The sequence below is a fragment of the Enterococcus sp. AZ095b genome (genome assembly GCF_051714725.1).
Lineage (GTDB): Bacteria > Bacillota > Bacilli > Lactobacillales > Enterococcaceae > Enterococcus_B > Enterococcus_B pernyi.
In genome coordinates this window covers 1124938-1149390 of the sequence record NZ_JBIOSL010000001.1, presented here as the reverse complement: position 1 = coordinate 1149390, position 24453 = coordinate 1124938, and the positions used below count along the sequence as shown (strand labels likewise).

Here is a 24453-nt window from a genome sequence, read left to right as displayed (position 1 = left end):
TTACAAAAAGTAAGTTATTTATTTTGATTGATTCAATAACTGACTGATTTCTTTTTTATTCAGCTCACGATACTCACCAGGACGTAAACCTTGCAAGGTCAATTCGCCATATTTTTCTCGTTTTAATTTTTGCACAGGTAACCCGACGGCTTGTAGCATGTTTTTTACTTGGTGGTTACGGCCTTCATGGATCGTTAATTCTACGATACTATGATTCGTATGAGGATCAACAGATAAAATGGCATACTTTGCAGGTGACGTTTTCTTTCCTTCAATTTTGATTCCTTTTGTCAATGGGTTCAGCGCTGACTTAGTGGCGATTCCTTTGACTTTGGCAACATATACTTTATCAACTTCATGCTTGGGATGCGTCAATCGTTGCGCAAAATCACCATCATTCGTCAATAAAAGTATGCCAGAAGTATCATAATCTAGTCGTCCAACTGGATAGATACGCTCTTTGACCATTGGTAATAGGTCTGTCACTACTTTCCGGCCCTTGTCATCTGCTACAGCAGAAATGACCCCTTTTGGCTTATAAAGTAAATAATAGCCATATTCTTCTTGATAGATCGGCACTTGGTCGACTTCCACTGTATCGTGTTTGCCAACTTTTACGCCAAGTTCTTTGACGACTTGACCATTTACTTTTACTCGACCAGCCAAAATATATTCCTCGGCTTTACGGCGAGAGGTAATTCCTGCGTGAGCAATTACTTTTTGTAATCTTTCCATTATATGTTTTCTCCTTCATGCACGCCATCAAAAAATAAATCAAGGGGTGCGTCTTCTTCCAGTGAACGTTCGATATCTTGAATATCGGGTAACTCATTTAGCGATCTCAGACCAAAATAATCTAAAAAATGACTTGTGGTCCCGTAAAGGATCGGGCGACCTGGTCCATCGACTCGCCCTTTTTCTTCGATCAGTTGGTGTGCAGTCAAGCGTTGAATCGCGCCAGAAACTTGAACGCCACGAATCAACTCGACCTCACTTCTAGTGATCGGTTGTTTATATGCAATGATTGCTAGTGTTTCGACTGCCGCTTGTGACAAGGTATTCGATGTCCCTTGCGCGTATCTTTTGACGATCGGCGCTAACTCCTTTTTGGTAGTCAGCACGAGTTGTTTTTCTGTTTCAAAAAGATGTAACGCTGTGTTGTCATTTGCTTCATAACTAGCTGCCAACTCTGCCACTAAAGCAGTCGTTTCTTCTCGTGTATAGGTCAGTAAGGCACTCAATTCTTCGATTGTCGTTCCTTCTTCTCCTACTATAAATAAGATTGCTTCAAGTTCACTTAATTTCGTCATGTTGTGTATCTCCTACTGCTGGATAAAGCATGATTGATTCATAATTTTTTTCTTGCTGAGCCACGATCTGTCCATTTTTCATCAATTCGAGGATCGCCAAAAATGTTGTGACGACTTCGTTTCTAGAAGGCGTTTCAAAAAAAGATTCGAACAAACAGCCATTTTTTTGAGAGACGATGCGCTGTTGGATAAATGTCATTCGTTCTTCGATTGTCGCATCATCAGGTGCGATCGTTTTTTCTTCTTTTTGAGCAAATTTCTTTCGTTCTAAAATTTTCTGCATGGCTTGAAATAAATCGATTTTTTTCACTTGTCCACGCTTCAATGGTTTGTCTTGCCCCAATAACTCATCGATTGCAGAAGGTTCTTTTGTGAAATACAAACTACGTTCTTCTGCCTTTTCAGTAAGCTTCTCTGCTGCATACTTGAATTTGCGGTATTCTAACAGCTGATTGACTAATTCGTCACGCGGATCTTCTTCCCAAAATTCTTCTTCGTCATTGCTTACTTCTTGGATAGGCAATAATGTCTTACTTTTGATTGCCATCAGTGTTGCTGCCATGACAAGGTACTCTCCTGCCACAGCTAACTCAAGCGTCTTCATCGTATGGATATAGTTCATGTATTGTTCCGTGATAGTGGCGATCGGGATATCGTAAATATCGATCGACATATCTTGGATCAGATGAAGGAGTAAATCTAATGGACCTTCAAAGACATCTAATTTGATATTGATTTCTGACACATCATTCACTCTTCCTTATTTTCATTGATCCATCTACTTAAATAAGCTTCTGTGATATCCGTTGGATGGATCAACACATCGGGGTATTTTGCTTGCAATTCATTCAACATTTGAAACCCGATATTCTCCCCCCGGTAGGAAGGATTCAACGAAATATCGTGAATCGTCATCTGATCTTTATCATTCCAATGCACACCAATGATTCCTTGGATATTTGTAGAATCTTCTGGCGTATAGAAAAAAAGTTCATAATCCTCAGCAGATTCATAGGTATCGATCTCTTTTAGTAAACTTGATTCTGCATTTAACTTTTTATGAAAGCTCAATAGTCCCATCGCGATTTTTCGGTTTTCTTTTCGATAATGTGTTAACATTTTCTCACCATCCTATAAACTAAGCCCTTGGGAAATGCTGCTTGTAGACATCTGTCATTCTTTTTTTCGTGATATGTGTATAGATCTGTGTCGTTGAAATATCTGCATGACCTAATAGTTCTTGAACGGTACGTAAATCCGCCCCATTCTCTAGTAAATGTGTCGCAAAACTATGCCTCAATGTATGAGGGGTCACGTCTTTGTAGATCCCTGCTTCTCGAACAAGTTGTTTTAAATTTTTCCATATTCCTTGTCGAGAGAGACTTGAACCATGATGATTCAAAAAAACGTGGTTTTCAGATGGATTTTTGACTAGTAAAGGACGAACCTCATCCAAATAACGTTCTAACCATTGGATCGCATAATCGCCTAAAGGAATGATTCGTTCTTTATCTCCTTTACCTAAGGTTTGAACCAGCCCTAAAGACAAGTGCAAATCGCCTAACTTCAGTCCGACTAACTCACTCACACGCATCCCTGTTGCATACATGACTTCTAAAATAGCGCGATCTCTGATCCCTAAACTTTTCGATGTATCAGGTGTTTCGATCAGCCGTTCTACTTCCTTTAAAGACAATGTACTTGGCAACTTTTGGGCTTTCTTCGGTGTCTCGATGTGTTGCATTGGATCTTGTTCTGTATACCGTTCTTGTCGCAAAAATTGATGGAATTTTCTTAAACTTGTAATCATACGTGTAATCGTTGCAGAAGCCTTATTTTCCGCATGCAACGTTTCTAAATATTGGATGACGACAAATCGATCAATTGTTTGCCAAGAGGTTATCTCGTGTTCTTTTAGATAGTGCAAGTATTGATTCAAGTCTCGTTCATAACTTTTTCGAGTATTAAACGATAATCCACGCTCGATACTTAAATAGCGAAGATATTCATTGATTTCTTCTTCCATCCTTCTCACCTCATGCTTCTTTATCATATCAGATAGCCTTTGGTTTCGGTAGTCTATTTTTCAGTAGACACTTCAAAGAAAAAGCCGTCTATCAATTCAGACGGTCTTTCTTTCTTTTTTCTTATTATAGCATTCTTGGCAGATACCATGAAAGGTCAAACGATGATCTTTGACAAAAAAGTGGTAACGCTGTTCGATCACTTGTTCAACTTCACTTAGCAGATCTTCTTCGACTTCCTCGATCGTTCCACAATCTAAGCACAGGAGATGATGATGAAAATGTTTGGCTCCTTCTTTTCGCAGATCATACCGAGCCACACCATCATTGAAGCTAACTTTGTCGATGACTTTTAGATCCGTTAGAATCTCCAACGTCCGATAAACGGTGGCCAAACCGATCTCTGAGTTTTTCTTTTTGACTAGAAAGAAAACTTCTTCTGCTGACAAGTGTTCTTTTTCGTTCTCTAAGAGGACGAGCAAGGTTGCTTCTCGTTGTGGGGTCAGTTTAAACCCAGATTCATGTAGCTGTTGTTTTGTTTTTTTCATTACTGACATTGTATTCATGCCCATTTTCTCAACCCCAACAATTTATAATGATTATAATTAAGATATCTAATCAACCGTTCTAGATTAAAATTATTATAAGCTAGACGAGAAAAACATGCAAGTCATTCTCAATTAGATTTTTTCGCTAGTTTCGTCACGCCATCCTCTTGTTTGATCAATCCTTGTTTCAATAAATTACCAATTGCTCGCTTAAATGCCCCTTTACTGATCCCAAAGGCACGCATGATCTCATCTGGATCTGATTTGTCAGTGAATGCGATTTGTTGATCTGCTGAACGTTCTAAAATCGTTAAGATCATTTGTGCATCATCAGAAATCGCTTCGTGTGCACGTGGTTTCAAAGAGATATTCAACACACCATCAGGTCTAGCCCCAACTACGCGTCCTTCTAATTTTTCACCTAAACGTGGTTCGCGGTAACGTTCTGAAGGATGGATGAACCCAATATAAAAATCATCCGTCAGCAGATACGTGCCAGTCAGCTTCAAACGATAAGCGATTCCTGAGATGTTTTTATTTTTCAATTCTTCTGAACCATGCTTACTTAGTGATTTGAAGATTCTTTCTTCTGCTAGGCTTCCCCAAATGCGATCTTTCGCGTCAACACGCAAAGCGATCATCAACTGATCCCCTTTTTTGGGCCACAACTCAGTCATTGTAGGTAACTCATCCAGTGAAACAACAAAATCTTTATCCGGTAAACCAATATCAATAAAGACACCTAGATCTTTTCTTGAAGAAGTGACTGTTCCAAAAGCATAATGACCAATGCGACTCTTCGGGATCACCGTTGTAAAACGATTCTCTTGTTTTTGATTCTGATAACCAAAACCTTCGACTGCTTCGCCGATCGTATGCTCTCCCTCCTCTTTGCTCAAACGGAAAGTTTGTCCATTTTTTTGGACAAAATAATTTTTTTCATTTTCGTCAATCACCATTGCGGTAAAGACGTTTGCTAATAATTCGTTCATCTTTTTCTCCTTTTCTAAAAGGCCTTTGTATTCCAACATTTCTTTGCTATCATAACATAACGCCATGTTTATAGATAGAGATTCTCCATAAAAGCTTAAGCCGTCAGTGTTCGACTGAAATAGGCCATAAAACCCGAAAATATCCTCATATTTTTGGATTCTAAGGCCTATTTTTGACGCTATGATAGAAAGAAAAATTGCTTCTGGACCATTGTTGTTTTGCTTTGTAGGAATAGCAAATCAGGCTGATAGAACTATACTCTAGCTAACTACCACTGATCTAGTTACTACCGTTCCCACCAAACCAACCAGTTTTACAATTGATTGTGACAATATAAAATGGTAGAGCACTTTCACCGATACCATTCATCAAAGATGATTTAGTAGAAGTCGCATAAAGGTTGTAGTATCCTTCACCGTTTTCGATGCGAGCTTTCTCTAATCGATAGCCGCCCTCTACGATGTAGCCTCGTGCAATACTTGTTGCGATCACACTTTCTTTGACTCCTGGTGCCCAATTCCAAGCAGGATTAGAAGCATCTGCGACATCACTGGCTCTTGTTTCCATGATTGGACGGTTTGCGGAGTTAGTCGCTGGCGTTGTTTGTGTCGCCTCAGTTTGTTGAGCAGCTGCCTCAGCTTGTGCTTGCGCTTCAGCCTGCGCCTGCGCTTGTTTCGCTTCTTCGGCTTTCTTCGCTTCTTCAGCTTTCTTTGCTTCTTCGGCTTTCTTCGCTTCTTCTTTTTTCGTCAAAGCTTCATCGACTTTGTCCAATTCGGTCACAAGTGCTTTGACTAATTCTGTATTTTTTACTTTCGCCACTTCTGCTTTTGCTGTGTCGTACTGCTCTTTCGTTGCTGAATCTTTTACTTGACCATCTGCATAGATCACAGCAGTTTTTTCTTTTGCTGTTTGAAGTTGTTGATACTGTTTAGTTGCTTCATCTGTCGCTTTGTCGATCAATTGACCAAATGCTGTATCTTCTGTTTCAAAACTTTGGATCGCTTGGTCAGCTTTCAATTTGGGTTCTGCGATCAGTTGATCATCTGCGATAACTGGTGTAACAAACCATTCATTGACCGTTTGGATCTGTTTGATCTTTGATTGGATATCTTCAAAGGTTTTTTCCAGATCTGCATACCCTTTTTCATCTTTGACCTCATTCAATGATGCCCTTAATTTTGATAAGTCTTGATTGATCATACTTGTACGAATGAACTGTTCATCATCATCTGAATAAAACGCAGCTAAATCTGATTGTAAATCAGCCATTTTATCTTGTTTACGTTGGGTTTCGGCAGCGATTTCTGCTTGGACTTTTTGCTGATGATCATAATACATCCAACCCCCTGCACCAAGTAAAAGCACTGCCGCACTCGTCAGGTATAATCTTTTTTTGGATTTCTTTGATCCTCGATCATTTGGCAATTCTTCTTTTTTGATGGACGCATTGCTTGTTTCTTGTTCCTCAACCTTTGTCTGTTCCGGCTGTGTTTCCACCAGTTCAGTTGTTTCAGGAGCTTCTTTTGGTTGCGGTGCATCTGTTGAAGCAGCTTTCGTACTCTCAACCTTAGAACTTTCCTCTTCGATCGGTTCAGTCGTCTCTACAGGTTCTTCCGTAGAAACTGGGGCAGTTTCTTCTATATTTGTAATTACGTCTACTTGTTCTTCTGTACTTGTTGAAGAATCTTCGACCACAGTATCTTCAATGATCGTTTCTTCTGTTGGTTCTTCCACTGGTGGCTCTTTTATTGCATCCTCTTGAGATTTTTCAGGAGAAACTTGCTCCGTTGTATTTTCCGACAAGCGAATGTCGACTGAATCCTCACCCGTTGCTGCCGCCGTTTCGATCATTCGAAGCAGCTCTTTTGCGTGTTCTTCAGTCGTATCTTCACGATGCGCCTTGATGTAAGCAGCTAGAATGGAATTTTCTTCTTCATTGTTTACTGCTTCTTTTAATTCAGCTACTCGTTTTTTCTGCTGCGCTTTTTCTCTTTGCTCAGAGGTAGCAGAGTGATCTGTCTCTGTTTTTTCTTTGCCAAGATTGGTATTTTCTTTTTTATCTACTTGATCATCCTTTGACTCAGTGCTCGTGTCACTTGAGTCAAACAACTCCATGACAGACTCCAACGGTAGATCTTTTAGTTCTGACCACTCGATTGGATCATTTACGATACTGTCTGGATAAACTTCCTCAGCTGTTTCGTCTAACGATTGATTTCCATCTGTTTGGGGTAATTGTGTCAGTTCATCTTGTTGTGGTTCAAAGTCACATTCTGGACATTTTGATTGATCTTTGATTTTTTCTGATCCACATTTTGGACATTTTTTTATCACTTAGCGATCGGCTCCTTTACTAGGTTTTCGCTACCATTAAATCTACCATAATCTAATCCACACGCCAATAGGATATCCTAAGGATTTTATAAAAAAACAAATAAGTCTTTCAGTAAAAAATAAATAACGACCGTAATGAGCTACTTTGTTTAAACGGACCTTTGTTGAAAGTTAGTCGAATTGTTTGATAAAAAACAAACCCTCAATAGCTGGAGAGATCTCCTACTTTGAGGGTTTTCTATCATTCAAGAAAAATGATCTGTTTTTTTGTTTAAAAAATTATTTCTTGATTATTCCAAGAAATCTTTCAATTGTTTTGAGCGTGATGGGTGGCGAAGTTTTCTTAATGCTTTTGCTTCGATTTGTCGAATACGTTCACGAGTCACGCCGAAGACTTTACCTACTTCTTCCAACGTACGTGTACGGCCATCATCTAAGCCAAAACGCAAACGTAAGACGTTTTCTTCACGATCTGTCAAAGTATCTAAGACATCTTCTAATTGTTCTTTCAATAATTCATACGCTGCATGTTCCGCAGGACTAGTTGCTTCTTGGTCCTCGATAAAATCACCTAAATGTGAATCATCTTCTTCACCGATTGGTGTTTCTAATGAGACAGGTTCTTGAGCGATTTTTAAGATTTCGCGTACTTTTTCTGTAGGAAGATCCATTTCAGCACCGATTTCTTCAGGCGTTGGTTCTCTTCCTAAGTCTTGTAGTAATTGACGTTGGATACGGATCAATTTATTGATGGTTTCCACCATATGCACTGGAATACGAATCGTACGGGCTTGGTCAGCAATCGCACGTGTGATCGCTTGACGGATCCACCAAGTTGCGTAGGTAGAAAATTTGAACCCTTTACGGTAGTCAAATTTTTCAACAGCTTTCATCAATCCCATATTTCCTTCTTGGATCAAATCTAAAAATTGCATCCCACGACCCACATATCTTTTGGCAATACTTACAACTAAACGAAGGTTAGCTTCAGCTAAGCGTTGTTTCGCTTCCTGGTCACCTTCTTCGATCTTCAATGCTAATGCTACTTCTTCTTCTGCAGTTAAAAGGGAGACGCGGCCAATTTCTTTGAGGTACATCCGAACAGGATCATTGATTTTGACGCCTGTCGGTGCAGAAAGATCTTCTGTTTTCGCTTGTTCTGCTTTTTTCTCAGCACTTTTCAGACTATGGATCGATGGTTCACCATTTTCGTCAACGACGCTGATACCTGCGTCCTCTACTTTTTGGATCAACTTATCCATTTCATCTGCATTTAAAGTGAATGGTGTCGCAAGTTTATTTGATAGATCATCATAAATCACTTGCCCTTTTGGTTTATTTTCTTTAATGAACGCTGCCACTGCTGCTTCATATTTTTTAACATCTGTTCCATTTGCCATAAAAGAAGGCCCCCTTTAAGTAGCTATTCGGCTTGTTTTAACTGTTTCGTTAAATTGATGATCTCAATCGTCAATTCCAATTCTAACTGTTTGTTCCCAGTACGTCGTGCTTCTTGCTGCATCTGTTTTTTTGTTATGATTTCTTCAGCTAAGCCCGATTTACTGATCACTCTCAGTAAGTCTTGGATCTCACGTGGCGTACTTTCTTCAGCCATTCGCATATATTCGATCTCGACCACTATCCGCCTTAAATTTTCATCTTGCAAGAAGTCTAAAAACTCCGCAAGTTTGAATTCTCCATTTTGAGATACAAACGCATCAAATAAAAAATAGATTTCTGCATAAGTATCATGAATAAATTGAACGCCTTGTTCCTTGAGTAGATTACGCACAGCAAGTTCTTTGAACGCTCGATACAATAGCATTTGTTCTGCTTTTTCAACCTGAGATAGTGGGCGTTTTTGTCTGATCGTTCCAGATTTTACGGACACCTGCTCTGTCGTTGGTTGAGCTTGTTCTTGCTTGGTTGGTTGATTCTTTCGGCGCAAATCACGTATTTGTTTTTGCATCGTTTCTCGACTCAGCTGAAATTCTGCTGATAACTGCGTTAGATACATGTCTTGTTCGATTGGCGAAACAACTTTACTCAATTCACTTAGTACCGCTTCAAGATATTCAATTTTATCTTTTTCATTTTCCAGATTTTTTTCTTGCTTCAAATAACGCGATTTAAAAGCAAAAATGGTTTCTCGTCCGTGTAAAACTAATTCTTGAAAAGCCTCTTCCCCATACTTTCTCAAGTACTCATCTGGATCGAGTTTTTCTGGGATCGCTACGACAGATAATTGCATTCGACTATTTTGACGCAGTAGTTCGATGCCTCGGTTCGTAGCTTCTACACCCGCACGGTCACCATCATAACAAAACACTAATTCTTTTGTCAGTTTTTCCATCTGCTGGATCTGTTGAGTCGTCAGACTTGTTCCCATGGAGGCTAAACCAGTCTTGAGACCCGCTTGCCATGCAGCGATAACATCCATAAATCCTTCGAATAGTAAGATTTCACCCGACTTGCGGATCTCACTACGTGCTTTGTCTAAGTTGAATAAGACTTGTCTTTTGTTGAATAGATCCGTTTCAGGACTGTTCAAATATTTTGGTTGATCTTTTGCATCGTGTTCACTAGCCAAGTAACGACCAGAAAACCCGATCGTCCGACCTTGACCATTACGAAGAGGAAACATGATCCGTTGATAAAAACGATCCGACATCCGTCCATCATCATGTGTCACAAACAAGCCGGACTGCTTGAATACTTCCTCAGAATAGTCTTCATTTTGGAACACTTGTTGTAAAAATGAGCGTTCATTTGGCGCAAAACCGATCTTGAATTCTTCGATCAACTCGGTGGTCAGACCACGTTCGAGTAAATAATTTAACGCTGGCTCACCTACTTTTGTGTGCAACAACATGTGATGATAAACTTCTACTGCTTTTTCATGAGCCGCGATCAATTTACCAGTAGCTGAATCTCCGGTTTGAGTAGTCAGCGTTTGTTGTCGCCACTGATCTTCGAGTTGGATCTGTTCTAAATCAGCGACCTTGACCACTGCTTCTGGAAAAGACAGACCTTCCAATTCTTGAAGAAACGTAAAGACATTCCCACCTTTTCCACAACCAAAGCAATGGAAAATCTGCTTATCTTCCGCAACCGAAAATGAAGGAGTACGTTCTTCATGGAAAGGGCAGAGACCTAAATAATTCTTCCCAGATTTTTTCAACTGGACGTATTGCCCAATCACCTCAACGATATTCGTTTGATTACGAATCGTCTCAATGGTCTCTTGAGGGATCCTTTGAGCCATATTCTCACCCCCTGCATTAGTTGATATCTCATACTCATCGACAAGACATTTCAGGAGAATAACCGGTAAAAAATCGCACTAACGAAAATCAGTGCGATTTTAAAGGACACAATTATACATGTTTCATTGTACCATATTCCTATACTTTTTCAAGTGATAGATACTGGATTATATGACATTTTCTTCCACTTGAGTATGATGAGTTTTATTTGCATTTACTTTATTCAATAATTTGTTTTGTATGCCTAATTTCCAATATCCTAAACGTAATAACACATTCAAAATCATAAAGCCAACAAAATATGGCCAAGTATTTCCTAACCCAAGATTGACTTCTAATATATGATGGAAAAGCATCGCAGCAACATAAATACCGACCACTGTGGTAACTGCTAAGAAAATTCGTAATAGATTGAATGGCAAGCAGGCTTTGATCACTGCCAGACAGCTGATCCCAATCAATAAATAATACATCAATGTCGTTGTTTCACCAGATGTCCAACCTTGGTTGTGACCGATCAGGTAAATCGCCACAGTATTGAAAGCAACAAGCAATGCATTAGGTAATGCATTGACTAGCGCAGTAGGCAGATAGCGATAATCGACTTTTCGTTTATCATTCTCAAATGATAAGAAGAAAGATGGATACCCTTCGATAGCAAGATCGATCAACGTGATCTGGATCGGAATAAATGGGAATCCGATAGCCGTCACTGCACATAAAATCGATAAGATAAATGAATAGATTGTCTTAATAAAGAAAATACCTGAAACTTTCGTTACGTTATTCACGACTCGGCGTCCCTCAAACAATACCTCGGGCAATGTCGTAAAATCAGAATCTAACAAGACAAGATTAGCAATTTGTCGTGTCGCTCCGTCTCCTTCTGCCATCGCAATACTACAATCGGCTTCACGTAAAGCCAATACATCGTTTACGCCATCTCCAGTCATTGCAACTGTTCGTCCACTTGCTTTCAGTTCGTTGACTAAGAGTTTCTTTTGTTGCGGACTCACTCGCCCAAAAACTGTATATTGATGCGCCGCTTTTCTGACTTCTGCTTCTTCTGTCAAATCAGATAGATCAACATACGATTGATAGTTGGGCAAATCAGCACGTCGCGCAATATTTGACACCGTAAAAGGATTGTCTCCAGAAATCACTTTCAAGTCTACCCCTTCTTCGTGTAGATAAGCTAAGGTTTCTTGCGCGTTTTTACGGATAGGATCATCGATTTCAAACAAAGCAATCGGTTCAACCCCTTGAGGATCGCCTGAAGACAACGTTTGATTGGGAGCAAGACCTAACATCAATACACGAAACCCGTTGGCCTGGGCTTCCACTAAACTTTCCGGCAACTGATCGTCTGCCACTAACCGTTCCGGAGCCCCGACATAGACTACACCTAGTTCAGGAAATTCCATTGCGCCCCATTTGCGGTCAGATGAAAAGGCTAATTTTTCTCCGACATCGTAACGATTAGAAATCTCGAAATACTCTCTCAACGCACGCATTGTGACATTGTTATCGCTACTTTCAGCTAAATATGTCCCCATGATGGTTGGAATCATTTTTTCATAGGTTTTATTTAAGGGTTCGACTCGTTGGATGCTCATTTTTCCTTCGGTGATCGTCCCTGTTTTATCAAGACATAATGTATCTACATGTGCCAATGTTTCGATCGAATACATATCTTGGACTAAGATTCGTTTCTTCGCTAGTTTAGTTACACCAGTCGTCAATGCGATACTGATCAATAACACTAATCCTTTTGGTAACATTCCCAGTAAGGCCGCCGCAGAAGCAACGACTGATAGTTGGATCGACGCATTTCGAATGAACAAAGCTTCCAAGAATAAGATGATCCCTAAAGGAATGATCACAAAACTTGTAAACTTAGATACTTTGCGGATCGATTCCACAAGTTCCGAATGAATTTCCTTGTGTGTTTTTGCTTCGTTGGTCAAGCGGACAGCATAATTATCTGCCCCAACACGGATAACTGTAGCAAAGACAGAGCCACTAGTCAGGTAACTACCAGAAAGTAATTCTGCTCCTGACTCTTTGACGATCAAATCAGATTCACCGGTCAGTAAAGCTTCATTTGCCTCTGCCCGACCACTGATCACTTGCAAGTCTGAAGGAATCTGTTCACCCGCACCGATTTTTACAAGATCGCCTAAAACTAGTTCTTTCGTTGCAATCATCTGTTCTTTCCCATCACGAATGACGGTTACTTCCGCCTGTGAGACGATTGATAATCGGCGCACAAGATTACGCGCATGGATTTCCTGATAGATCCCCATGGTGATATTTACAAAAATAATTGCTAAGTAAGCCATGTTTGAATAGGCTCCAACTAGTAATAAGCAGAGTCCTATTCCTAAGTTCAAAAAATTGAATAATGTTAAAATATTATCGCTGAAAATTTGTTTCGTACTTTTTGTAGCATCCTCTTGGTAATCATTCTGTTGACCAGAGGCACGTCTTTGGCTCACTTCATTTTCTGTAAGTCCCTTTAATTCTTTCATTTCCATATCACGCCAACTTTCAAAAATAATCACTTCAATTAGTCTAGCTGTTTCTACGATTAAAAACAACTCGTTTTTTTAATTTTAAAAAAAGATAGAAAAATCAAAAAACAGCGGATCTGTTTTCTATTTTTCTATCTCACCATATACTTCACCTAGAAAAATCACAGAAGAGAATCGTTTCTTCGAACCATCTATCAAGAACTTGGCTGATTGAATACAACGATCACGTGACTTTTCTTCTTGTGCTTCTTCTACTTATACTGCTCTTCTAAACGGCTCATCCACCAGCCTAGTGCAGCACCAGCAATGAATAACACTAGACATGCCAAGATACCTAAAATGCCAAGTCCACTATAATTTGTAGGAATGATCATGATCGTGGATGCAAAAACAATGCCTAGAATAAAATGGAATAATTTGCTATAAGCTTTTGAGAAAATAAAATCCATTACTTTGGAAAGACCTAGTACACACACGATTCCGCCGATTGCAATAGGAATGATCACTTCTAAACGCACTTCTTTAAATCCATCAGCCATCGCTTTATACAGTCCCATGTAAACTAAAAAATTCGATGGACTTAATCCAGGAACGATCATTCCGAGACCAATCAAACCGCCTGCCATCATCCAGGTATAGACATTTTGTTCTACTTGCCCATCAAATAAACGGGCACCATATAACAAGAAAAGATAACCTAAAATAAATGTCACAACCATAATAATGAGATCTGTATTGTTTCGGCCTTTTTTCCCTGACTCTTTCCATAAAGCGGGCACCGTTCCAGCAATACATCCCACAAAGAACCACAAAATCGTTGTTTCATAGGCCCCTAGTAAAAAACTGACTAAAAAAGACAGCAAGAATACACCAGTGACACCACCTAAGCCGACTGGTAAAAAGAATAAGACGTTTTCTTTAAAGTTTCTAGTGATATGTGCTAAGAAAGAAATCAGCCGCTCATACATTCCAAATACTGCTGCTAAAGCTCCTCCGCTCACTCCCGGCAAGATAAATCCTGAGCCGATAAACATTCCTTTGAAAAATCTTAATCCCCAATCTTTCGTTGTATTCTCTCTTTTCTCCATTACTTTTTGATTTTCTTCCACTCGTCCAAGCACTCCTTCTTTCCATTCATTGTATTCATTATTCGTCTTGCTTTGATTTGCAGTTGGTTCGATCCAACAGGCTTAAAAAATATTTTCATACCATTCAAGAAACTGTTGGTTCATCTTCACTACATCTGCATAAAACATATTACCACCATTATGGTATAAATACCCACCATTATACAATAATGACTGGATTCGCCAATAGCGATAGGTTTTTTTGTTGTCATTGCCTAAAAGCGGACTCAACACATCCCTAGAATACTCTTCGGCTAAACGGACCGTGTTCTTCCCGCCTCTTTCGTTGACGTAAGCAATATAGTCTTTGCCAAAATTGTACGCTTGGATCGCTGTCGCCAGATCGCAACCTAATGCTTTCGCCTCAGCTATCATCTCTGAGAGGTATTTGACTCCTTGGTCAATACTTCCTTCTTGTGTCGTGATCGCCTCCATCTGTCCATAGGCACTTTCCGAACTTTGCATCAAATCGACACCATTTCCTCTTGATTCAGTAAGTATGATTGCCTTCACTAGATTCTCATGTTCTTGCATTTGATACTTTTCTAATGCTGACGAAATCTCTGGCTGATAATTTTCTACACGCTTGATCGATTGATATGTTCTACCGAATAGAAAAAGAATCGTTGCCAGAATCGTGAAGACAAATAGACCTACGATCATACGGAAGATTGATTTTCTTTTTTTCTTCATTCAAACCCACCTAGCTATTTGACATCTTTTTTTATCTTACTATTTCTTTTCATTCTTGGCTATTTTTTCTCTGTTTTTTCTTATTTAATTTAATAAAAAATGAATGTTTCATTTTCCCTTTCATCTTACGAAAATGATCGTTCGTTTTATAGAGTTTCGATTTCTAAAATAGATAAAGAGCGTTATAATTCAAAATAGTAGGTGATAAATGTGAAAAGAGAAAAGAAATTTGCAAAAATGGCAGATGGTACTGACATCTATTATGAAAAAAGTGGACATGGATTTCCCCTCTTGCTACTTCATGGAAATGACGGGAGCGGTGATTTCTTTTCAGAACAAGTGCCCGTTTTAGAACAATACTTTACGATCTATCTCATCGATAGTCGCGGGCATGGACAATCGACAAATCAAGCAGGAACATTGAATTTTCGTTTGATGGCAGATGATTTATTGACAGTCATGCTGCTGGAACAAATCTCACAAGCGAATATCTTGGGATTTAGTGATGGAGCCAATCTTGCCTTAGTTTTTTCAAGCAATTATCCAGATAGGGTCAATCGCTTGATTTTAAATTCGGGTAATACACGGTTGAATGGGGTTCTCTGGTCCTCACGACTACTCAGTGCTTTTCACTATTTCTTTGTTTGGTTGCGCGCACTGTTCCAGCCACATTTACGTCAGCATTTATTGGTCATCGATTTATTGCTTCATGATATTGGCCTCACGACAGAACATTTAGAAAAAATCAATTGCCCAACACTGATCATCGTCGGTAAAAAAGATGTCATCAAACTGAAACATTCGCTTTATTTAGCGAAAACGATCCCTAATGCTTCATTTGTTCTCGTCACAGGACAAGGACACCAATTAGCTCGCCAAAACCCAGAACGCTTCAATCAAGAAGTTTTAGACTTCTTGACAAAATAAATTTGAAAATAGTAGGTGATTTTTTGTTCAAGCCAATCATTCAGTGGTTCAAAAGCCACTTGAGACTTATCAAAACGATTTTTTTGATTTCTGTATTAGTGATTATTATTCGTGAATTGATGACAATCAGTACTTTGTTATCTGCGGACCAACTAGCTCAAACATTTTCCACGATCCCACTCTGGAAAATTGGTGTCATGTTTTTGATTGGGTTGATTTCTATTCTACCCATGATTGGATATGATTTGATTTTCAACAAGTTACTAAATCAAAAGCAAAAGCCATTATATTTATTTGAAACAAGTTGGATGATCAATACCATTAATAACATTGCTGGATTTGGTGGCTTTGTCAGTATCGGTTTACGATCCGAACTCTACGGTCAAAGAAAAGATAGCAAACAAGTCATGCAAGCTTTATCTAAAGTATTTTTATTTTTGATGGCGGGTTTATCTCTGTATAGTTTAGTCTCGTTTTTTATGGTCTTCTTTACTCCTGTCGCTCCGTTTCTTAAACAGTATTGGATTTGGTTGATTGCCGGTGGTTTGTATTTCCCCATCGTTTTTATTTTTACCACGATCAAAAAAGAAGGCTATGTTGGTGGTCTTTCAATTAAATCCCAAGGGCAATTGTTACTCGTTTCCTTATTGGAATGGACGGGTGTCTTAGGAACCTTTCTTGCAGTCGGCTATTTGATGGAGATCCCCATCGATCTATGGCAAACAATCCCTCTATTTATCGCTGCTTCAGTTATCGGGATCATCTCAATGATCCCAGGAGAAATCGGTAGTTTTGATGTGATGATGATCTTTGGTTTATCAGCTCTAGGTATCCCTAAAGAAACCGTTGTGATCTGGATCTTGCTTTATCGGATCTTCTATTACTTTATTCCATTTTTCATTGGATTAGTTTTCTTCTTTAAAAATGTCGGTGTATCGATCGACCAACGATACTCTGGTATTCCAAAGCAATTAGCGACCCAGATTGCCCGGAAGATCCTGGTGATCTTAATGTATTTTTCTGGCATCATGTTGGTTCTTTCAGCAACGATCCCGCAAGCATTTACTGAGTTTCGTTGGTTGCATCATATCAATCCTATAAAGATGCATTTTATTATGCAATTTCCAAGCATATTGTTAGGCTTCTTGTTTGTTATTATGGGACGAGGCATCGCAGCCAGAGTCAAGCGTGTCTACTGGCCAACCATTTTTTTGATCCTTGTTTCATTAATTTATGTTGGACTGAATGATCTAAGCACTACTGGCATTATTTTCTTACTATTGCTATTAGGTATCGTGATCGCTTCACGTAATGAATTGTTCAGAGATCAATTTATCTACTCGTGGGAATGGTTGACGATCGATGGGTTGATCATAGGTGCATTGACCGTTTTATATATCGTGATCGGTGTTTATAATATGCCCACTTTCCCACATCGTAATCATCGGTTTATTTCATTTTTTCTATTTCCATCAGAAAAAATTTGGTTGTCTGGTTTTCTAGCAATTTTAGCAGTAGCCTTTATCATGATTTTATTTGTCCACTATCTCCAAGGTAAAAAATCACAAGTTGGACAAGAGTTAGATGAAGCGGTCGCCACCACGATTTTAGAAACTTACGGCGGTAATTCAGATAGTCAACTGATTTTTTTGAAAGATAAACGGATGTTTACCTATGAAAAAGACGGGGAAGCAACCGTCTTGTTACAATTTGCTAGTTATAACAATAAGTGTGTGGTGATGGGCGATCCCTCAGGCAAAAAAGAAGATTTTCCAGAAGCGATCGAAGCCTTTATCGCAGAAACAGATCGCTTATGCTACTTGCCAGTCTTTTATGAAACGAGCGAAGAACTGGTTATGATCCTTCATGAATTTGGCTATGATTTTATCAAAATGGGCGAAGAAGGCCATGTTTCGTTAGCCGACTTCACGACTTCTGGGAAAAAAATGAAAGGCACACGTGCGATACTGAATCGCATCGAACGAGAAGGATTCACGTTTGAGGTACTTCAGCCCCCATATTCATCCCAACAAATGGCTGAGCTTAAAACCATTTCTGATCGTTGGCTAGGCAGTCGCAAAGAAAAAGGCTTCTCATTAGGTTTCTTCTCAGAAGACTATTTACAGCGAGCACCGATTGCAGTCGTCAAAAACGATCAAGATGAGTTGGTCGCTTTCGCTTCGATCATGCCGACTTATACGAATGATAAGATCGGAACGATTGATTTGATGCGCTATGATCCAGATACTGCCCCTTCCGGCAGCATGGACTATTTATTCATCCATCTTTTTGAATATATGAAGGAGGAAAATATCCGATGGTTCAATTTGGGTATGGCTCCTTTGTCTAATGTTGGGACTTCAAGAAAAAGTTTCATTCAAGAACGGATTGCTTATCTAGTCTATGAATTTGGCTCACATTTCTATTCTTTTCAAGGGTTGAGAGAATACAAAGATAAATATGCCACCAACTGGAAATCTCGCTATACACTTTATTCAAGAGATAGTTGGATCGCTTATGTAATGATCACGTTATTGATCATTGACAATGCGCCCGTTGATCAAAAAACAAAACCTTTGAATGGCTTAAAAAAATGGTTCCGTAAATAAAAAAACGCCTGATTTTGCTGTTTTAGTCAAAATCAGGCGTACTTTGTTTATTCATAAAACATTTTTTCCTTCTGTTATAAATCATCAATCGTATATTCAGAGTAACCTTCATAAAAATAACTCACATCGATCCCTTTCATATACAGTTCACGATCGGAAATCTTATCTGTCAACGCGTTATAAATCAAATAGCTGATTTCTAAGTCATTGATCGGACTACGTTCCATTGCAGATAAATAATCCGACTTGTCAATTAGATTCCAGTCAACCACTTTCTGTATCTCCGATTTCAAAATGAGATCTAACCAAATTCTAGTACTCCTACCGTTCTCTTCACGAAAAGGATGAGCGATGTTCATCTCTACATTTTTTTTGATGATTTCTTCAAAAGTAGACTGTAGCATTTGGTCAATATGTTTTAGAGAATACTCTAAATACATGACCGGCGCAAACCGAAAATTTCCCTTTGCACTATTTACTGAGCGAATTTCCCCAATAAAATCATCGATTTCAGAAAACAAATAGTCATGGATTTCGCTCAACCCTTTGAACGTTCAAATTTCTAATTCATCTATTCTTCCAGAATCTCATAAAATGTTGTTCGAAGATTCCCCCCACAAAAAAAAAGCGAGAAACCCAAAAATTCAAAGAAATTTTCGAGTTTGCTCGCTTTTTTATCGGTGATTAACACTTCTATTACAACCATTGGACAAGATATTCAAGTAAATACCTTGTCCACAGGTTTTATATTTTTTTTATATAAATACTTACGCTTCGATTTCTGTTACCATTCCTGAACCGACAGTTCGACCACCTTCACGAATAGAGAAAGTCGTTCCTTGTTCGATTGCCACTGGATGGATCAATTCTACGTCGATGGTTACGTTGTCACCAGGCATAACCATTTCTGTTCCTTCTGGCAACACGATCGTACCTGTTACGTCTGTTGTGCGGAAATAAAATTGTGGGCGGTAGTTATTGAAGAACGGTGTATGACGTCCGCCTTCTTCTTTCGTCAATACATAAACTTCCGCTTTGAATTTTGTATGTGGTGTGATTGAACCAGGTTTCGCAATTACTTGACCACGTTCAATATCTTCTCTTTGAATACCACGTAACAAGATTCCGACGTTATCTCCAGCTTCGCCATAATCTAACGTTTTACGGAACATCTCTACCCCTGTCACAACCGCTTTTTTCGTTTCAGGTTTGATTCCGATGATCTCGATTTCATCACCGACACGAACAGCTCCACGGTCGATCCGACCAGATGCTACCGTTCCGCGACCAGTGATTGAGAAAACATCTTCAACTGGTAAAAGCAATGGTTTATCGGTATCACGTTCTGGTGTTGGGATATAGTCATCCACTGTTTCCATCAATTCATTGATCGCAGCTTCTGCTTCTGAGTCACCTTGCAATGCTTTCAATGCAGAGCCTTTGATGACAGGTGTGTCATCACCTGGGAAACCATATTCATTCAATAATTCACGAACTTCCATTTCTACAAGATCGATCAATTCTTCATCATCGACCAAATCAACTTTATTCAAAAATACAATCAAATATTTTACACCAACTTGACGTGACAAAAGGATATGCTCGCGAGTTTGAGGCATTGGTCCGTCTGTCGCAGAAACAACTAAGATCGCACCATCCATTTGAGCGGCACCTGTGATCATGTTCTTCACATAATCCGCATGTCCTGGTGCATCGATATGTGCATAGTGACGTTTATCAGTTTCATATTCTACGTGTGCTGTGTTGATGGTGATTCCACGTTCACGTTCTTCTGGAGCTGCATCAATGCTTGCATAATCTTGAGGATTTGCTAAGCCTTTTTTCCCTAATACTGTCGTGATTGCAGCAGTCAATGTGGTCTTCCCATGGTCAACGTGCCCAATGGTTCCGATGTTTACGTGTGGTTTACTTCTATCAAAATGTTCTTTTGCCATAATTAACAAACCTCCTAAATAGTCTTATGCACTGAATGATTTCAGCTCATCGTCCATAACAGTTTTTTCAGTATAAACTCAAAAAAATCATCTACACTTACTTTTTGTAAGTTATGAACAAACCCTATTATACGTCAAAATTGGTCAAAGTCAATTAAAGTGTTTCGATACACTATTTCAATAAAAAGTGAGTGGGACATTAGTCTTCACGCATATTCTAAAAGGGAATATACAGCGGGGACAGAAGTAAACTCTTCGGAAATAAGACGGCAGCCACAAAAATTTGAAGAACAATTTACGTAGCTGTCGTCTTATTTCTCGAGCCTAAATACTTCTGTGCCGACCTCTGTCATAACGCTATTGTTATTATTGACAGCGTTCGTTTTCTATTAGTAATAGTCATACTCTCAACTTTGTAAAGTATCGGTTTCCATATCGAATTCTAATTGTTTTGCTGCATTCAACTGATCACTGTAGTAACTTGCAAGTTCTTCTGCAGAAGCTTGTGTCAAATTGTTAAATGAGAAAGTCGCATATCTCCCATGATTTTCTTTACATATCGAATTGATTCTAAGTCCAGTTTTCTCATCCATAAATAAATAAGCTTTCCCAGGTGTAAAAGTGGGAGTAACTAATTTTTTGGAACGAAGTCTAAATCCGTTATAACTCATTTGATACATCTCAAATGATTGGGATAGATAACTTAGTTGTTTCTTTGTTACAATGCTCAATGCTTCACTGTCGCTTTCAATTGTTCGATTTTTACCAATCAAAATCGCATAGAATAATCCATAGAGGTTATACACTGACCATAGAAGTGTCACAATATAGCCTGTTTCATATCCTTCTCCTCGATAAAGTCGGTACAATGCAACGATAGAGGCGAAAGCGATCCAACCAAATAGTAACATGTGAGGAAAAACTGTTCGCCAATCAAATGATTGACTGTCAACAAGTTCCTTTTTTGTCACTTTGAATTTTTTTTCCGAATGAAAGAACTCTTTGATCAATGCTCTAGTATGGATCGGCGCGACAAAACAATCATAGATATGCGAAGTAGTAAGATTCCTGATTTTAGGAACATACAACCGAAACGAAAGAGAAATCATGACAAACGGTGGTAAAAAGAACAATAATAACTGATTGTTGTTACTTCGAACAATAAATATATCAAAGACCATAAAAAGAGTTGGTGCTAATAAAAAAATGATTTTTTGAAATGAAGTAAACCAGTACAAATAAGAATTATAGTAACACAATTTTTGCATACGAGATAACCCTTTAAATTTACGTGGTTTAAAATGGTCAAATATTTGCTTTGTACCTTGGGCCCAACGTGTCCGTTGAGAGGACAGCTCTCGAGCTGTATAAGGCGTGATTCCCAAAGCATAAGCTTTATTTATGAAAATCGTTTCATAACCAGCATTTTGCAATAACATCCCTGTTGCCATATCTTCAGTAATGCTTTTTGTTGGGACGCCACCTATCTCCTCTAAAGCACTGCGTCGAATGATAGCGTTGGTCCCGATATGGATCAACGCATTTTCACGTGAAAGAGCTGGTTCTAAAAAACGCATAAATAATTCCTGTTCATTGTAAAATGATTTTCTCAATAATTGGAAGGGATCTTTATTATAAAAAGTTTGAGGATATTGAATTAACGCAACCTTTGGATTTCTAAAATAATCGATAGCCTCGTAAATAATATTTTTCTTAACGATGAAATCAGCATCTAAAAGCAAAATCAAGTCGCTACTTGTTTGTGAAAGTGCATAGTTGATATTTCCTGCCTTTGCGTTCTCGTTACCTTCTCTTGTCAGATAACCAATATGGTATTTTTCTGCAAGTTCTTTCAATTCCTCACGATGACCATCATCACAAATATATATTTTCTTATTTGGATAACGTAACGCTTTGACAGCCAAAGCAGTCGCAATCACTAATTTATTATCCTCATTATACGTACATATAAACGCTGCTACACTTGGTTGAAATGGCTCCTCATCGTAATGAACTCTCATGGACTCTTTCGACAACTTATTAGAAAACAAGTAAATAAAAAAACCATACACAAATAAACCAATAAATTCTGCCACATATAAAATAAGACCGAAAGTTAATGATATCACGCCATCATTTGGGATCGTGTAGAAAAGACGCCAGATCAAGTATACAACCAAAAATGCTAAAGTTAATTTGGAAAAGAATGGTTTTATCTTATTGTTTCTTTTTGCTAACACATAAAGTCCAAAAATTATACCAAACAAACCAACTAAATAATACAGTTCCATTTTAATACCACCTTTCATAACATTATTATATAATTTGTGTTTTTTTAAGCAAAGCAACTAGCTCTCCTAAAATTCGATTATCGTAAGCTCAACTTTGAAAAATGTTCTCACAGAAAACTTAAGTATTTTATACATAAAACGGCGAATATGCCATTATTATATATAAATACGATAAATTTTGGACTTTCGATAGACGAATAATAGATTTTGTTGAATAATAGTATCCGAGGTGAAAAAAATGATAAAAAAATTGATAGCATTATTGATTGTATTGGGAATTTTCCTAGGAGGAAGCTTTATCGCTTATGATTATTTCTATGGCGGTGAAACTTATTATACAAAAATCACCACTAACGGAGAAAAAGAAGTTGACTCAGCAGACAATGACATGGACGTTTCTATTTATGTATACGACCAAAATGCTTACAACGCACAAGGAGAAGAAAAAGCAGTCACTTTACGTGAAGCGAGAGAACGTCCTTTAAAAATGGATGCTTATTTAAAACTAAAAGTCAATTCACGTAAAGGCGTCATCAGTTGGGAAGAAGTAACAGCTTCTCAAGTGCCGGACAAAGCGTTAGATCAATTAGATCAATGAACCAGTTTACAATAAACAACACAAAAAAGGCAGTCAACACCCACAAGACTTGAAAAACGATCTTCGTGGATATTGACTGCTTTTTTACTATTCACTTTTATTTGGTTTCTTTGATTCATCTAAAAGAAACTATAGACGATTCAATACTTCATCCACATTTTTAATCATGACAGAGATCGTACCATCAGGATTATTGACAAATTCAATCAGATCCGGGTTACGATAAACGTCTACTGGTACAATCAATTCAATGCCATTTGATAAACGGAATTTTTGCTTTCCGAATTTTTTCTCTGAGATTTCTTGTACTTCTTTCACTGGTGGTGCTTCTGGAATAAAGCCTTGTTCTTTGACTTCTTCTTGGAATGCTAACTTGGCAGTGATATTTTCTTTGAATACTTTCTCCGCGATCATTTCATGATCCAATCTACCTTTTTCTTCGATCGTATCATACACAGCTTCTTTTAAGTCCGCCATGATATCGAATTCTTCTGCTTCAAACTTCTTGCCTAGCTGCTTCGCCACTTTTTTTATCACTTTGACGTTGTCTTCCAAAGAAGGTGCCGGGACGCTCTCAATCACTTTTCCCGAAAAGTACCATTCTTTTTTACCAGAGAACTCATAGCGTTTTTCAATCAACTCATACGTCAGATCTGTCAGATTGACTGCTAAGGCTTCATCTGCTTTTTGAGATTTTGAGCCAAGGATCGCTCGGTTCAAAATCAAACGGTTGTCAATACCGGCTTCATCTGCTTCCACATAGTGAGTATAAGCATCACGATAATTCACTTTCAATAAGGCTAAATACATCACAGTGTCTACTTCATACAAGACAACGAAAACATCTGCACTAGGTGCTTCCTCACTTTCTGCATAGATGTCAAACCACCGTTGGACTAAACGCTCACTTTCTTCGACAAAATTTTCTTGACACTGTTTCAAGTTTTGAGAAAATAGGCTTTCTTCAGTGAGTTGCCCTGTTTTAGTTTGTGCAGAAGAGATTTTTTGGATCTTCTTTTGTAGAAAGTCCCTGACAAAATCTTTCGTAAGATCCAGTTCTTGTTGTGAAAATACAGGAGATCCTGTTTCTCGATCAATAATATGCAAGATTGCTTTTTTTAAATAGATATCCATCGTTTCATTCCTTTCTGCTCTAGTTTACGGAAAATCAAACAAAAATACCAGAGACAAAATGGAACGAACAAAAAAATATTTTATAACAAACAAAATACATTTCTTTTTTT

19 protein-coding genes and 1 pseudogene are annotated in these 24453 nt (G+C 38.4%); 3 read left to right on the top strand and 17 right to left on the bottom strand.

The genetic code is table 11. The features are described from left to right. Positions 1 to 18 precede the first annotated feature (18 nt). From IGJ99_RS05530 to IGJ99_RS05470, 13 genes are all read right to left on the bottom strand, one after another. Positions 19 to 735, bottom strand: a complete 717-nt coding sequence (locus IGJ99_RS05530) for a pseudouridine synthase (protein ID WP_010735779.1) — start codon at positions 733 to 735, stop codon at positions 19 to 21. Next, positions 735 to 1310: an SMC-Scp complex subunit ScpB gene (gene scpB, locus IGJ99_RS05525; protein ID WP_010735780.1), complete on the bottom strand. Its 576-nt coding sequence runs from the start codon at positions 1308 to 1310 to the stop codon at positions 735 to 737. Before scpB ends, IGJ99_RS05530 begins: the two co-directional genes overlap by 1 nt. Then, the gene (locus IGJ99_RS05520) at positions 1294 to 2064 is read right to left on the bottom strand and encodes a segregation/condensation protein A (protein ID WP_409173800.1); all 771 of its coding nucleotides are present in this window, start codon (positions 2062 to 2064) and stop codon (positions 1294 to 1296) included. Before IGJ99_RS05520 ends, scpB begins: the two co-directional genes overlap by 17 nt. Beyond that, on the bottom strand, positions 2061 to 2429 hold the full coding sequence (locus tag IGJ99_RS05515; protein ID WP_019723231.1) for a GNAT family N-acetyltransferase: 369 nt from the start codon (positions 2427 to 2429) through the stop codon (positions 2061 to 2063). The genes IGJ99_RS05520 and IGJ99_RS05515 overlap by 4 nt, the downstream gene beginning before the upstream one ends. Positions 2430 to 2448: 19 nt before the next feature. Next, positions 2449 to 3336, bottom strand: a complete 888-nt coding sequence (gene xerD / locus IGJ99_RS05510; RefSeq protein ID WP_023519470.1) for a site-specific tyrosine recombinase XerD — start codon at positions 3334 to 3336, stop codon at positions 2449 to 2451. A gap of 96 nt (positions 3337 to 3432) precedes the next feature. Further along, entirely contained in the window at positions 3433 to 3906 is a 474-nt protein-coding gene (fur, locus tag IGJ99_RS05505) for a ferric iron uptake transcriptional regulator (RefSeq protein WP_023519469.1), read from the bottom strand. A gap of 104 nt (positions 3907 to 4010) precedes the next feature. Beyond that, positions 4011 to 4874: a CvfB family protein gene (locus IGJ99_RS05500; protein ID WP_010735785.1), complete on the bottom strand. Its 864-nt coding sequence runs from the start codon at positions 4872 to 4874 to the stop codon at positions 4011 to 4013. A gap of 280 nt (positions 4875 to 5154) precedes the next feature. Continuing rightward, entirely contained in the window at positions 5155 to 7209 is a 2055-nt protein-coding gene (locus IGJ99_RS05495) for a cell division site-positioning protein MapZ family protein (protein WP_438770668.1), read from the bottom strand. Positions 7210 to 7499: 290 nt separating this feature from the next. Next, positions 7500 to 8609, bottom strand: coding sequence for an RNA polymerase sigma factor RpoD (gene rpoD, locus IGJ99_RS05490; protein ID WP_010735787.1), 1110 nt, complete (start codon positions 8607 to 8609; stop codon positions 7500 to 7502). A gap of 23 nt (positions 8610 to 8632) precedes the next feature. Then, a complete protein-coding gene (gene dnaG, locus IGJ99_RS05485; protein WP_137072163.1) occupies positions 8633 to 10474 on the bottom strand; it encodes a DNA primase in 1842 nt (613 codons plus the stop codon). 168 nt (positions 10475 to 10642) lie between these two features. After that, positions 10643 to 13012 (bottom strand): cation-translocating P-type ATPase, encoded by a 2370-nt coding sequence (locus IGJ99_RS05480; protein WP_438770916.1) that lies wholly within the window; start codon positions 13010 to 13012, stop codon positions 10643 to 10645. Positions 13013 to 13260: 248 nt separating this feature from the next. Continuing rightward, a complete protein-coding gene (locus IGJ99_RS05475; protein WP_041684401.1) occupies positions 13261 to 14097 on the bottom strand; it encodes a DUF368 domain-containing protein in 837 nt (278 codons plus the stop codon). A gap of 102 nt (positions 14098 to 14199) precedes the next feature. Then, the gene (locus IGJ99_RS05470; RefSeq protein WP_010735791.1) at positions 14200 to 14829 is read right to left on the bottom strand and encodes a lysozyme family protein; all 630 of its coding nucleotides are present in this window, start codon (positions 14827 to 14829) and stop codon (positions 14200 to 14202) included. 210 nt (positions 14830 to 15039) lie between these two features. Here IGJ99_RS05470 and IGJ99_RS05465 point away from each other — a divergent pair, with 210 nt between their 5' ends. Together IGJ99_RS05465 and mprF are read left to right on the top strand one after the other, a co-directional pair. Beyond that, entirely contained in the window at positions 15040 to 15756 is a 717-nt protein-coding gene (locus IGJ99_RS05465; RefSeq protein ID WP_010735792.1) for an alpha/beta fold hydrolase, read from the top strand. Between the two features lie 23 nt (positions 15757 to 15779). Next, positions 15780 to 18365, top strand: a complete 2586-nt coding sequence (gene mprF, locus IGJ99_RS05460; RefSeq protein WP_178946743.1) for a bifunctional lysylphosphatidylglycerol flippase/synthetase MprF — start codon at positions 15780 to 15782, stop codon at positions 18363 to 18365. 74 nt (positions 18366 to 18439) lie between these two features. On the opposite strand, the pseudogene fic reads toward mprF, so the two are convergent. The 3 genes and pseudogenes from fic to IGJ99_RS05445 all read right to left on the bottom strand — a co-directional run. Next, positions 18440 to 18952, bottom strand: a pseudogene (gene fic, locus IGJ99_RS05455) (protein adenylyltransferase Fic); the annotation flags it as partial. A gap of 180 nt (positions 18953 to 19132) precedes the next feature. Beyond that, positions 19133 to 20320: an elongation factor Tu gene (gene tuf / locus IGJ99_RS05450; RefSeq protein ID WP_438770667.1), complete on the bottom strand. Its 1188-nt coding sequence runs from the start codon at positions 20318 to 20320 to the stop codon at positions 19133 to 19135. A gap of 407 nt (positions 20321 to 20727) precedes the next feature. Continuing rightward, complete coding sequence (locus tag IGJ99_RS05445; RefSeq protein WP_023519459.1) at positions 20728 to 22611, bottom strand: glycosyltransferase family 2 protein; 1884 nt, start codon at positions 22609 to 22611, stop codon at positions 20728 to 20730. Positions 22612 to 22852: 241 nt separating this feature from the next. On the opposite strand from IGJ99_RS05445, the gene IGJ99_RS05440 reads away from it, so the two are divergent. Continuing rightward, positions 22853 to 23209 carry a YxeA family protein gene (locus IGJ99_RS05440; RefSeq protein WP_029594083.1) on the top strand — a complete coding sequence of 119 codons (357 nt, stop codon included), beginning with the start codon at positions 22853 to 22855 and terminating at the stop codon, positions 23207 to 23209. A gap of 129 nt (positions 23210 to 23338) precedes the next feature. On the opposite strand, the gene IGJ99_RS05435 is transcribed toward IGJ99_RS05440, so the two are convergent. Next, positions 23339 to 24343 (bottom strand): nucleoid-associated protein, encoded by a 1005-nt coding sequence (locus IGJ99_RS05435; protein ID WP_019723512.1) that lies wholly within the window; start codon positions 24341 to 24343, stop codon positions 23339 to 23341. Between the last annotated feature and the right edge of the window lie 110 nt (positions 24344 to 24453).